Source organism: Alkaliphilus metalliredigens QYMF, assembly GCF_000016985.1.
GTDB lineage: Bacteria > Bacillota > Clostridia > Peptostreptococcales > Natronincolaceae > Alkaliphilus_A > Alkaliphilus_A metalliredigens.
In genome coordinates this window covers 24,059-37,820 of sequence record NC_009633.1, presented here as the reverse complement: position 1 = coordinate 37,820, position 13,762 = coordinate 24,059, and the positions used below count along the sequence as shown (strand labels likewise).

At 39.3% G+C, this 13,762-nt stretch carries 8 protein-coding genes, 2 rRNA genes and 1 other annotated feature; of the genes, 1 reads left to right on the top strand and 9 read right to left on the bottom strand.

Features of this window, described 5'->3' with window-relative positions:
- Positions 1-13 precede the first annotated feature (13 nt).
- Positions 14-1,294 carry a serine--tRNA ligase gene (gene serS / locus AMET_RS00145; protein WP_011971176.1) on the bottom strand — a complete coding sequence of 427 codons (1,281 nt, stop codon included), beginning with the start codon at positions 1,292-1,294 and terminating at the stop codon, positions 14-16.
- 72 nt (positions 1,295-1,366) lie between these two features.
- Positions 1,367-1,584: a binding site (T-box leader), on the bottom strand.
- A gap of 277 nt (positions 1,585-1,861) precedes the next feature.
- Here serS and AMET_RS00140 point away from each other — a divergent pair.
- Positions 1,862-2,068, top strand: a complete 207-nt coding sequence (locus tag AMET_RS00140) for a hypothetical protein (protein ID WP_011971175.1) — start codon at positions 1,862-1,864, stop codon at positions 2,066-2,068.
- 63 nt (positions 2,069-2,131) lie between these two features.
- Here the strand turns inward: AMET_RS00140 and AMET_RS00135 are convergent, their stop codons facing one another.
- The 8 genes from AMET_RS00135 to AMET_RS00100 all read right to left on the bottom strand — a co-directional run bounded on the left by AMET_RS00135 (position 2,132) and on the right by AMET_RS00100 (position 13,555).
- Positions 2,132-4,909 carry a UPF0182 family membrane protein gene (locus tag AMET_RS00135; protein WP_041720151.1) on the bottom strand — a complete coding sequence of 926 codons (2,778 nt, stop codon included), beginning with the start codon at positions 4,907-4,909 and terminating at the stop codon, positions 2,132-2,134.
- A gap of 123 nt (positions 4,910-5,032) precedes the next feature.
- Positions 5,033-6,082, bottom strand: a complete 1,050-nt coding sequence (locus tag AMET_RS00130; RefSeq protein ID WP_011971173.1) for a PTS transporter subunit IIC — start codon at positions 6,080-6,082, stop codon at positions 5,033-5,035.
- A 15-nt stretch (positions 6,083-6,097) separates the two neighbouring features.
- The gene (locus AMET_RS00125; RefSeq protein WP_011971172.1) at positions 6,098-6,616 is read right to left on the bottom strand and encodes a transcription repressor NadR; all 519 of its coding nucleotides are present in this window, start codon (positions 6,614-6,616) and stop codon (positions 6,098-6,100) included.
- A gap of 10 nt (positions 6,617-6,626) precedes the next feature.
- Positions 6,627-7,466 carry a carboxylating nicotinate-nucleotide diphosphorylase gene (nadC, locus tag AMET_RS00120; RefSeq protein WP_011971171.1) on the bottom strand — a complete coding sequence of 280 codons (840 nt, stop codon included), beginning with the start codon at positions 7,464-7,466 and terminating at the stop codon, positions 6,627-6,629.
- Positions 7,467-7,488: 22 nt separating this feature from the next.
- Positions 7,489-9,051: an L-aspartate oxidase gene (gene nadB, locus AMET_RS00115; protein WP_011971170.1), complete on the bottom strand. Its 1,563-nt coding sequence runs from the start codon at positions 9,049-9,051 to the stop codon at positions 7,489-7,491.
- 14 nt (positions 9,052-9,065) lie between these two features.
- A complete protein-coding gene (gene nadA / locus AMET_RS00110) occupies positions 9,066-9,977 on the bottom strand; it encodes a quinolinate synthase NadA (RefSeq protein WP_011971169.1) in 912 nt (303 codons plus the stop codon).
- A 266-nt stretch (positions 9,978-10,243) separates the two neighbouring features.
- Positions 10,244-10,360 (bottom strand): 5S ribosomal RNA (gene rrf / locus AMET_RS00105).
- 259 nt (positions 10,361-10,619) lie between these two features.
- Positions 10,620-13,555: ribosomal RNA gene (locus tag AMET_RS00100) — 23S ribosomal RNA — on the bottom strand.
- Positions 13,556-13,762 lie beyond the last annotated feature (207 nt).

The window sequence follows — 13,762 nt, the reverse complement described above, 5'->3', positions numbered from 1 at the left end:
CCTCTAACCCCATTTACTTAGCTGTAATTTTTTCAAAACCCTTCATATAAGACCTTATGGCTTCTGGGATCACAACACTGCCATCCTCTTGTTGGAAGTTTTCTAATATGGCTGCTACTGTTCTTCCTACTGCCAATCCACTTCCGTTTAATGTATGAACGAACTCCACCTTAGATTTTGTATCTGGTCGATAACGGATATTGGCTCTTCTTGCCTGAAAGTCTTCAAAGTTACTACAAGAAGAGATCTCTACATATCTGTTATAGCTTGGCATCCAAACTTCTATATCATATTTAAAGGCTGCTGTGAACCCTAGGTCTCCAGTACAAATCCTAACGATTCGATAGGGAAGTCCTAGAAGCTGTAGTACCTTTTCGGCATTATTTGTTAATTTCTCTAGTTCTTCATAAGAATCCTCTGGTCTCACAAATTTAACCAACTCAACCTTATTAAATTGATGCTGCCTAATCAGTCCTCTGGTATCTCTACCGGCTGAGCCGGCTTCTGATCTAAAGCAAGGTGTATAGGCTACATATTTTATGGGCAATTGATCTCCCTCTATAATATCATCTCGATAAATATTGGTTACTGGTACTTCCGCTGTTGGGACTAAGAAGTAGTCTTTTTGAGGAATTTTAAAGGCGTCCTCTTCAAATTTAGGCAGTTGCCCTGTTCCAATCATACTGGCTCGATTCACCATAAAGGGTGGTAATAACTCTGTATAGCCATGCTCATCTGTATGGAGGTCCAACATAAAGCTGATCAATGCTCTTTCTAACCGAGCTGCCATTCCTCTATAAAGTGTAAATCGAGACCCGGTTACCTTTGAAGCCGCTTCAAAATCTAGTATTCCTAAATTCACACCAACCTCCCAGTGGGGTTTTGGTTCAAAAGAAAACTGTGTTGGTTCTCCCCAGGTTCTCACTTCGATATTATCATCATCTGTGTCTCCTTGAGGTACGTCTGGATGGGGCACATTTGGAATTCTTAAGAGTATTTCTTCCATTTTTTCCTCAATTTCTTTTACCTTCACATCTAAATTCTTTATTTCTGCCGAGAGGGTTTTCATTTTTTCCATTACTTCAGAGACATCTTTGCCTTCTTTCTTTAATTTAGGTACTTCCTTTGAAACTGTTTTTTGTTCATTTTTCATTTGCTCTACTTCTTGTAAAATTGTTCTTCTGTCTTCATCTAATGCAACAACAGCATCTAAATCAAATCCTTTTTCCCCTCTTCTAGCCATGGCTGCCTTAATTTCATCTAGATTCATCCGAATTCTTTTAATATCTAACATTTTATTCCCTCCTTCAAATTATTTGAATTTCTATAAATACTTTTTTATACACAAAAAAAACCCTCATCCCATATAAGGGACGAAAGCTATCCTTCCGCGTTGCCACCCTAGTTATTAGCTAGCTAATTACTAATCATCTCCATACATGATAACGGATGCCTCCGAATTGACCTACTTTCATTCAGCCAATGGCTCTGAGATGGATTCAACTGGTCACTTCATCGGTTCACACCACCCACCGACTCTCTTAAGAAGTTCCTCAATTTACTATTTCTCTTCCTCGCCTTTAAATATCTTTAGTTGAAATGTATTGTACCATAATTTTCATTACATTACAATATTATTATTGCTTATTATAATTCATTTACTAAAAAATATGTATGTTGTTTTGATTGGTTTTGTGGATAAGTTTTTTCATTTCTATTTTTTATCCACAATTAGGCTTTCTTTATGCACTTTCTGTATATATCTCCACAAAAAGGCAATGATTTAATTAAGTGAGGAAATTGCTTATTTAAAGTTTGAGTTGTGTTGATGTAATTATTTATATATGAGGGGGAATCAATTATGAAACAGATAGACATTGTTAATCAGTTGAGTAATCTCAAAGAAGTAGATTATCGTAATACATTGGCCATTGCCACACTTATTGAGCTTCTCATTGAAAATGATATTATCACACGCAAAGCATTTGCAGAAAAATCTTATGAACTAGATAAAATGTCCTTGGATGAACTCAAGGAATTTAGAAATAGAAAAAAGACAACTTCTTAGGAAAACATCTTAAGAAGTTGTCTTTTTAGTATATGAAATCATCGTTCTTTATGGATTAAGCCTTTAGTTCTCCAAAACCTGTGTTGTTTCCTGAAGCTGTCTTAGCACCTGTTCTAACTCTTCTAATGCATCTCCATAGGCTGACCAGTTTCCTTGTCTTGAGGCTTCCTGTGCCCTATCAAAGACTTCTGAAGCCCTTCTAATAAGTTGACTGGCCTCACCAAGTCCTTCTGTTATTTCTTCTGTTATGGTTTCTCCATCAGTGTCCCCTTCAACTTCCTCTTGGATCTCTTCTCTTATTTCTTCTACTCTAGCTCCAAAGATTCGATTCAAGGCTTCCTCTAACGTTGGCTCCATCACTATTTGATCACCAAATGAGACAATGACCATTTTCACTTCTGGAAGACTGGTCCCACTTGTTGCCCGAATATAGAGGGGTTCTACATATAATAGTGAATTTTCAATGGGAACCACAAGTAGATTTCCTCTAATTACCGAGGATCCGCCCTCGCCCCATAGACTTAGGTTTTGGGAAATTGTTGTGTTTTGGTCAATTCGATCTTCAATTTGCTTAGGTCCATATACATTTTGATCCTTCGGCATACGATAGGCGATTAGCTCTCCGTATTGTTCCCCATCATTTCTTGCTACCAAAAGTGCCCGCATATTGTCTAAGCGTATTGGTGTGTACGGAACCGATATCACAAACTCTTCACTTTCCTCACCAGGAAGCTTCATCATCATATATTGTGACTCAATTGTTTGCTCGTTTTGATCATATTTTTCTCTTGCAATTCGCCATAGATCTTCCTTATTATAGAATACCCGAGGATTATTCATATGATAAGTAGCATAGACCTCTGACTGAATGTCAAATAACACTTGTGGATAACGTATATGTGCTTTTAATCCTTCTGGCATGTCATCTAAAGGTTTAAATAAATCTGGAAAAATGGCTTGATATGTTAATATAATTGGATCCTCTTCATCGGAGATATAATAATCCACTGTTCCATTATAGGCATCTATCACAACCTTAACAGAATTACGGATATAATTATTGTTTCCTGCCATATAGGGTTCTGCATAGGGAAAATTTCCTGAGATGGTATAGCCATCGATCATCCAATACAATTTCCCTTCATTAATAACTATGTATGGATCTTCATCGTAGGTAATGAATGGTGCAATTTTATTCATTCTGGTTACGATATTTCGATCAAATACAATACGACTTTCACTTGTAATGTTACCAGATAGAAGCATTTTCAGTGTCCCTTGCCTCCATGAATATAGCAGTCGATTGACTCCCTTCAATGGCACTCCTGCTGTTCCCTCATATAAGGTTTCTGCATTGTCATTGTCAAGGGGATAGTCAAACTCCTTCTCCTTTGTATTCACAATTATATATTGATCTGTTAGCTCTCCAAAGTAAATTTCAGGTCTTGTCACTTCAATGTCAACTGAACTTACTAGTGGAAAGTTTCGCATCCAAAGAACAGGCTGCCCACCACTGGTTACTTCATTAACAGGAGACAGGGCCACGCCATACCCGTGGGTATACTTTAATGTTTGATTGATCCACGTCTGTGCGTTGTCACTAAGCTCCCTCTGGTCTAATTCTCGAGGGGCTATAAATACCTGTCTATATTCTCCATTGACCCAATAGCGATCAATGTCTACATCTACAAACCGATAATAGGGTCGAAAGGCCTGTATCTGATTGTATACTTCTAGAGCGGGTCTATAGTCATTAATACGAATATTATCAATGATTTCTTGATTGTTTTCAATATCCTCCCGGGTTAATTCAGTATCATAGGGAAAGTCTGTTTCCTGGATTTCTCCGATCCCATAGGCCCTTCGGGTATAGCTCAGATTATGTTCAATATAAGGAAGTTCTCTGGCAATTTCATTGGGAGAAACAATAAAGTTTTGTACTCCTAAAGAAATCACATTTCCTAGGATTCCTACGGCGATAATACTGATTGGTGCGATTAATAAAAGCTTAGGGTTTCTTTTAACGTATGCATACACGACTCCTGTAGCTGATAAGAGGCTTGCTAAAATTTGAGCTCGATAAACCCATAAAGTGACATGGGTATCTGTATAGCTGGCTCCATAAACAACACCTCTAGTTGAATAGAGAAGGTCATATACCCCAAGGTAGTACCTGGCTGCTAATACTAAGAAAAAGATAACCCCTAAGGCTGCAAATTGTTTTAGTGCAATTTGTAATAAGCTTACAAAAAAATTACTGTTCCATTGCAGGTCTGCTTTGACCTCATATAGAGTAGGTCTTCTTATCAAGAACATGATAACATAAAAAATAACAGTAATGATCACCATTAGAAATAAAATGCTAGTCACTGTATTGAGTAATTGTTTTAAAAATGGAAGCTCTAGCAAATAGTACGTGATGTCATTATTAAAGAGTGGATCTGTAAGGTTAAAAGGCTTTGCATTAGCATAAAGTAGTATATCAAACCACAAGCTTCCCGCCACCGATGTACTGGTCATTAAACCAAAAACAAACGCTGGAAGAATTAAAATTTGATTAACTCTTTTTTCACTAATATCCATATGATAGGATTTGATTTGTTTATAATATTCCTTCTTTAGTCCTATTAAATATAAATAGTATAGGATTGTTCCAACGATAAACAATGGAATACCTATTTGTAACTGAGTCTTTAGTTTAGTCAAAAAGACACTTTCATATCCTAACTCTTGAAACCACTGATAATCAGTAATAAAACTTAGGATCTCTGAAAGAAATCCAAATAGAAATATAAATATAAATATTCCCAGTCCAATGATCACTTTTTTTCGGTTTTTCAATTCTTTTTCCTCCTCTGACATTGGACTTAAACATCTTCAATAAAATAACTGACCAGTATGATGCCTAAAAAATCCAGTAATGTGTTCGTTACTATTATACTACTGGATCACATTTTTTACAATTTATTGATTTAATTTCATATCCCCTGGTTTAATCCAACCTTTTTGTCTCATATATTTTGCAATTACCAAGGTTATAATAGCTGGTAAAATGAAATGTAATATGCCCATTTTTATTAAAACAGTGGAAGCAGGGTTCCCATTTTCCGTTACCATTTTAGCAAATGTTCCAAATTGTCCTACAAGCCCACTGGTTCCCATGCCAGCTCCAATACTATTGTTTTCCATCTGAAATAGCGTTGTTGCCAATGGACCTAATATCCCACTTGCAATTATTGGTGGAATCCAAATCAAGGGGTTTCTAATAATATTGGGTACTTGTAGCATACTGGTTCCTAGTCCTTGGGCAATTAAGCCTCCGAATCCATTTTCCTTATAGCTTGAGACTGCAAAACCAACCATTTGCGTAGCACATCCAACAACTGCAGCCCCTGCAGCCAAACCACTTAACCCTAATGAGATGGCTAGTGCGGCACTACTGATAGGCAAGGTTAAAATCATCCCCATTAAAATAGCCACGAAAATCCCCATTGGAATTGGATGTAGTTCTGTTGTATTGTTTATCAACTGCCCTAGCCCACTCATCATGGCAGAAACCCAGGGTCCAATAAAGTTTCCCGCAAGTCCTCCAACTATAATTGTGACTGCTGGTACCAGCACAATATCAACCTTTGTTTTTCCAGCAATTAGTTTTGCTATCTCAGCACCTATTAAGGCAGCCACAAAGGCTCCTACAGGTTCTCCTACTTTAATACCGTAGGCTCCTACTTCTGTTAAAAAGATGGTATTCGCTCCAATTGCCCCTGTAATTAGGGAAGCAAAAATACCAAGTGAGGGCGCTCCAATGGCGTAAGCCACCCCAGCTCCAATTGCTGGTCCCATTAGAAACTGGGCGATTTGCCCAAATTCCATTAACACAGTGATATTTAATATTTCTCCAATCTGCTTTAAAATAAGTCCGATAATTAAAGAAGAAAACAATCCTAAGGCCATGCCATTTAGTGCTTGGGTCAGATATTCTCTTAATGAAACACTCTTTTCTCTGATTTTCATCCTTTTTCCCCTTTTCTATTCATTAATTAAGTATCCTTTTTCCATTAGTGCTTGATTCATTTTGTTAAAACTTTCTTCACTGGGCACCTCTAGGGTATGAATGTGTATACCATAGGTTAGTGAGGATAAAGGCTCCGCTTTTTCTGTGCGAATTTTTTTCATGAACATTTTTAATTCTTGCCCATAACTGATGTCTAACATACCTCTAATCTCACCATATAAAGGGTGTTCTACGATGACATCCACAACTCTAGCCCCATGATCGATCATAATTTGTAATTCTTCTTCCATCTCCTCATAGTTTTCATGCTTTGAAACCACTGTTTTAGTTAATCCTTTTTTATCACTTTTAAGAATCACATATCCCTGGGGAGTGGCTATCACCGCAGTCCCTTCCGCTCTTAACAAAGCAATATCCTGTACGATGACTTGTCTAGAGACCTGTAGCCATTTAGCTAGCTCTGTTCCTTTGATGGGCCCTTTGCGTTCTTCCAGTCTTTTAGCAATTACTGCTCTTCTCTCCTGTGTATTCATTTAATCACCTCTATTTCATTTGAATGTTTAAGCTAATATCCATAGCCTTAACAGAGTGTGTTAAGAGTCCTACTGAAATGAAGTCAACACCTGTAGCTGCAACCTCTTTTATTTTTTCTTTTGTCATATTCCCCGAAGCTTCTAATAGTGCTCTTCCCTTAGTCCTTTGTACAGCTTCTTTCATCATTTCAACAGTCATATTATCTAACATAATAATGTCCGCTTTAACTTCAATGGCTTCTTCTAGTTGTTCTAAACTTTCAACTTCAACTTCAATCTTTGCAGTATGAGGGATTTGTACTCTACATCTTTTGACTGCCTCTGTAATACCTCCCACCGCCTTAATGTGATTATCTTTAATCAAAACAGCATCAGATAAATTGAAACGATGATTATAACAGCCTCCTACCTTCACAGCATACTTTTCTAAACTTCTTAACCCTGGGGTCGTTTTTCGTGTATCTACTATTTTCGTATTAAATCCCTCTACTCTATCTGCAAATTCCCTAGCAGTTGTTGCTATTCCTGACATTCTTTGCATAAAATTCAAAGCTATACGCTCTCCTTTTAAAATGCTCTTTATATTCCCATCAACTTCTATCATATTATCACCTGTATTTACCTTTTCTCCGTCTTGCTTTAAGTTGGTAACATATAACGTTTGATCAACTAACTTAAACACCATTTCCACTATTGAGGTTCCTGCAATCACACCTTCTTCTTTAGCTGTAATGATAGCTATCCCAGTTTTATCTCCATCTACTAACGCATCTGTCGTTATATCTCCATAGTTCATATCTTCAATAAGGGCATTTTTGATAATATCTTCTATTAATAAGTGATTATACATTGCACACTCTCCCTCCTATAAATCATGATTGATTATTTATCTCATTATCTAAACGATAATGTGCTCCAAGACTTTTTTTTCTTCTAAATGCACTTTCAATAATCAATTCACTTACAGTTAACTGATTGATTAATTCATAGTATTTAATATTATTATTACTTTCTTGCTGTAATTTTTCCTTAAGCTTATCGATGACATATCTTGCCTTTATTAATCCTTTTCCATCCCTTGAAATTGATACATACTGATTCATTGTTTGTTTAAGTCGTCCTTCTATTCTAGTTAACGCTCCTAATTCTAAATGCTGCTTATGATCATCACTCAAATTCGTGTGCTTTTTAATTAAAGGCCACTCATTATCTACTAACTCCTCATTAAAGATCAATTGTTTGAGTGCTTGATTAATATCATCAGCCACTTGTTTTCCAAATACAACTCCCTCTAATAACGAGTTACTTGCTAATCGATTTGCCCCATGAGCTCCCGTTCGCGCGCATTCACCACAGGCATATAAGTTTTTTACTGTTGTTCTTCCCTGAGAATCTGTTTCTATTCCCCCCATAATATAATGCGCTGCCGGTGCTACAGAAATCCAGTTCTTTGTTATATCAATTTGTTCTGATAGACACATTCTATAAATCATAGGAAATCGATTTTGAATGAATTCTTTAGACAAATGTGTTATGTCTAAATAAACAAAGGAGGTTTTTGTTCTCTGCATTTCATAAAAAATAGATCGGGCTACAATGTCCCTAGGGGCTAGGTCTTTCATTTTATGATATTTTCCCATAAAAGCTTCCCCATATTTATTCTTCAGCACTCCACCTTCTCCTCTAACTGCTTCTGATATCAGTAGCTTTTTACCTTTGGATTGATGATACAATGCTGTCGGATGAAATTGAATGAATTCCATATCTTTTATATTAGCTCCAGCCCTATAAGCTATTGCTATGCCGTCTCCCGTACTAGCCCTTTCATTAGTTGTACTCTCATATAAATCTCCAATTCCCCCTGTAGCTAAGACAGTTATTTTACTTTCATATACTTCCCTCTTACCAGATACAAGCACATCTACGCCATGAACAATTCCATCTTTTACAATTGTGTCCAAAGCAAAAACCTTTTCTCTTACTTTAATATTATTTTTTTTACTTACTGTATCAGATAAAGCCCTCATAATTTCTTTTCCAGTTTCATCTTTACAATGGGCCACTTGAAATTGTGTATGTCCACCTTCCCGAGTCATTTTTAGTCCACCACTGTTATTCCGATCAAACATCACTCCATATTCAATTAATTGTTGAATCATTTGGTATCCTTTACGTCCAAGTAAATTTACTGCTTCTTTATTGTTATAGTAGCATCCAGCCTTCATCGTATCTTCGTAATGTATTTTAGAATCAACACAAGAGACAATGCCGCCTTGTGCTAAAGTGCTATTGCTTTTACTTAATTGATTTTTTGTTATGACATGTACAGTATATGACGGGTCGATATTTAAAGCAGTGAACAAGCCTGCTACACCTGAACCAATAACGAGTACATCACACTTGTTTTTCATAATTGTATTGTTTATGACTTTCACATTAACGCCTTCCTTTATTTAATTTCAAGCATTTGATTTAATGTTTTTAAAGCTTTTTCCCTTACATACTCATCTACTATAATTTCATGCTGTTCATCTCTCAGTGCTTCATATACATTGACTAGTGTTGTTTTTTTCATATTAAAGCAAATGAGACCTGGAGATAGTAAATAAAACTTCTTAGTAGGGTTTTCTTTTTTTAGCTTGTGAAGTACCCCCATTTCTGTTCCAATGACAAACTTTTCTGCATTTGATTCCTTTGCATATTGAATAATTTGTGAAGTACTTCCTACAAAATCTGCCTTTTTTACTACATCTGGTGTACATTCTGGATGTACTAGAAATACAGCTTCAGGCATCTGTTTTCTGATTTTATCTACCTCTAGATCTTTTACACGATGATGTGTAATACAGAATCCCTGCCAAGGTATAATTTCTTTCTCAGGCACTTGTTCGGCAATATAGGCTGCTAAATTTTGATCTGGAACAAAAATAACTTTATCCGATTGTAAACTTCTCACTACTTTTATAGCATTAGAAGAAGTACAACAAATATCACTTTCTGCTTTAACCTCTGCTGAAGAATTGACATAGCATACAACTGGAACATTTGGATACTCTGCTTTAAATTCTTTTAGTTGATCTACATCAATCATATCTGCCATAGGACATCCTGCATCATGGGCTGGCAATAACACCTTTTTATTAGGTGAAAGTATTTTTACACTTTCTGCCATAAATTTCACTCCACTAAGCACAACAATATCTGCATCAGTTTTTGTTGCCTCTTGACTGAGTTTCAGTGAATCTCCTACAATATCTGCTATTTCTTGTATCTCTGGTATTTGATAGTTATGAGCTAGTATAACAGCATTTTTCTCTTTTTTTAACCGTTTGATTTCATCGATCATATTAGTTTCGTTCATGATGATAACACTTCCTTTGTTGTGTTTTTACAGGTGTCTTGTCACCTATTTGTAATGCAAATATATCATATCATTATCAAATAATCAAGTTTCGAATTGTATTTACCATTTTTTAATCTAATCACGTTTCACATGAAACGATCATTTCATTGTTTCACATCAAAAAAAGACCATCTTTATGATGATCTTTAAGTCCTTTTAAATTATATTTTTAAGTAGTGTTCAAAAAACTAAAAAAACTTCTACTATTAAAGTAGAAGTTTTCTGTATCGCGACGACCTACTCTCCCAGGCAGCTGCCCGCCAAGTACCATCAGCGCTGAAGGGCTTAACTTCTGTGTTCGGGATGGGAACAGGTGTGACCCCTTCGCTATAGTCACGATATTTCGCTACTGCTATCGCAGCGCTTCATGTCGCACTCAATTTTAAAGTATTCACTTTAAAATTTCAAGTGCTCAAATTTTTGAGATAAGTAGACAACCAAAAGTTAGCTTTTCACTTTTGTGTTGGTCACTTAGTTAGAAATCGATTGATTCCTTTCATTAGGAATAACCCTAAAGGAATCATGAGATTGCCTAACAACCTTATTAGGTTAAGAGAATCTTAATTCTCTCAAAACTACACAATGTTATGGATATTTCTTTTGGTCAAGTCCTCGACCTATTAGTATTGGTCAGCTGAGTACATTACTGCACTTACACCTCCAACCTATCAACCAGGTAGTCTTCCTGGGGTCTTACTCTCTTTCGAGATGGGAAATCTTATCTTGAGGGGGGCTTCGTGCTTAGATGCCTTCAGCACTTATCCCTTCCATACGTAGCTACCCAGCGATGCTCTTGGCAGAACAACTGGTACACCAGAGGTATGTCCATCCCGGTCCTCTCGTACTAAGGACAGCTCCTCTCAAATTTCCTGCGCCCGCGACGGATAGGGACCGAACTGTCTCACGACGTTCTGAACCCAGCTCGCGTACCACTTTAATGGGCGAACAGCCCAACCCTTGGGACCTACTACAGCCCCAGGATGTGATGAGCCGACATCGAGGTGCCAAACCTCCCCGTCGATGTGGACTCTTGGGGGAGATAAGCCTGTTATCCCCGGGGTAGCTTTTATCCGTTGAGCGATGGCCCTTCCACTCGGAACCACCGGATCACTAAGCCCGACTTTCGTCCTTGCTCGACCTGTATGTCTCGCAATCAAGCTCCCTTTTGCCTTTGCACTCTACGCACGATTTCCGACCGTGCTGAGGGAACCTTTGGGCGCCTCCGTTACTTTTTGGGAGGCGACCGCCCCAGTCAAACTGCCCACCTGACAGTGTCCCAAGACCGGTTTCACGGTCTATGGTTAGAATTTCAGTACTACAAGAGTGGTATCCCAAGGTCGACTCCACCAAGACTGGCGTCCTAGTTTCAAAGTCTCCCACCTATCCTGTACATATAGTACCAAAATCCAATGTCAGGCTACAGTAAAGCTCCACGGGGTCTTTCCGTCCTGTCGCGGGTAACCAGCATCTTCACTGGTATTACAATTTCACCGGGTCTATTGTTGAGACAGTGCCCAAATCGTTACGCCTTTCGTGCGGGTCGGAACTTACCCGACAAGGAATTTCGCTACCTTAGGACCGTTATAGTTACGGCCGCCGTTTACTGGGGCTTAAGTTCAGTGCTTCGCTTGCGCTAACACGTCCCCTTAACCTTCCAGCACCGGGCAGGCGTCAGCCCCTATACTTCGTCTTTCGACTTAGCAGAGACCTATGTTTTTGGTAAACAGTCGCTTGGGCCTATTCTCTGCGGCCGGATAAGGCTTATGGAGTAAATCCTTCACCAAATCCGGCACCCCTTCTCCCGAAGTTACGGGGTCATTTTGCCGAGTTCCTTAACAATAGTTCTCCCGATCGTCTTAGGATTCTCTCCTCACCCACCTGTGTCGGTTTGCGGTACGGGCACTTTATAGTCTCGATAGAGGCTTTTCTCGACAGTGTGGAATCAACCAGTTCGCTACTTATATTTCGCTCCCCATCACATCTCAGAATATGTTAGAACGGATTTGCCTATCCTAACTCCCTACTTGCTTAGACGCACACAACCAACGGTGCGCATGGTTTATCCTACTGTGTCCCCCCATTTCTCAAACGACTAAAAGTGGTACAGGAATCTCAACCTGTTGTCCATCGCCTACGCCTTTCGGCCTCGGCTTAGGTCCCGACTAACCCTGAGCGGACGAACCTTCCTCAGGAAACCTTGGGTTTTCGACGGGCAAGATTCTCACTTGCCTCTCGTTACTCATGCCAACATTCTCTCTTCTGTAAAGTCCACTGCTCCTTACGGTACAGCTTCTACCCTTACAGAACGCTCGCCTACCATCCTTTCGGATCCATAGCTTCGGTGATACGTTTGAGCCCCGGACATTTTCGGCGCAGAATCACTCGACCAGTGAGCTATTACGCACTCTTTAAATGAGTGGCTGCTTCTAAGCCAACATCCTGGTTGTCTGTGCAACTCCACATCCTTTTCCACTTAACGTATACTTTGGGACCTTAGCTGATGGTCTGGGCTCTTTCCCTCTTGACTACGGATCTTATCACTCGCAGTCTGACTCCCAAGTATAAGACGACGGCATTCGGAGTTTGATAGGTTTCGGTAACCGGTGAAGGCCCCTTGACCATTCAGTGCTCTACCTCCGTGTCTCTAATCTTGAGGCTAGCCCTAAAGCTATTTCGGCGAGAACCAGCTATCTCCGAGCTCGATTGGAATTTCACCGCTACCCACAGATCATCCGGTGACTTTTCAACGTCAATCGGTTCGGACCTCCACGAAATTTTACTTCCGCTTCATCCTGTCCATGGGTAGGTCGCTCGGTTTCGGGTCTATGGCATGAAACTAAGTCGCCCGATTAAGACTCGGTTTCCCTACGGCTTCGCACCTTAAGTGCTTAACCTTGCTCCATACCATAACTCGTTGGCCCGTTCTACAAAAAGTACGCGGTCACACATATAAAGTGCTCCCACAGCTTGTAAGCAAAGGGTTTCAGGTTCTATTTCACTCCCCTTCCGGGGTTCTTTTCACCTTTCCCTCACGGTACTATGCGCTATCGGTCACTAGGTAGTATTTAGCCTTGGGGGGTGGTCCCCCCTGCTTCCCACAGGGTTTCACGTGTCCCGTGGTACTCTGGATCACAGTCAAAGATCTTCTTGTTTGATATACAGGACTATTACCTTCTCCGGTGGGGCTTTCCAACCCTCTTCTACTACAATACCTTCTTCTTAACGACCGTGTCCACAACCCCGATGAAGTAAACCCCATCGGTTTGGGCTCTTCCCCTTTCGCTCGCCGCTACTGAGGGAATCGAATTTTCTTTCTCTTCCTCGGGGTACTTAGATGTTTCAGTTCCCCCGGTCTGTCTTCTATTACCTATGAATTGAGTAATAGATACTTGGATATGAACCCAAGTGGGTTTCCCCATTCGGAAATCCCCGGATCAATGCCTGCTTGCGGCTTCCCGAGGCTTATCGCAGCTTACCACGTCCTTCATCGACTCCTAGTGCCAAGGCATCCGCCCTTTGCTCTTAATAACTTGACCTTTACGCTCATGACCCAAATCATAGATTTAGAGTCAATCGCTCAGCTAACAATCGCACCTTATATTCCCCTGAACAAATCAAAGAAAAGGTTTAATTGATAGTTTATTGATTTCGCATTTATTTAAGCAGATGACCAAAATCTTCGATTTTGAGTCAGTCGCTTAGCTAGCGATTTGATGATTTGTTTCCCTCAACGAATCAAGGAA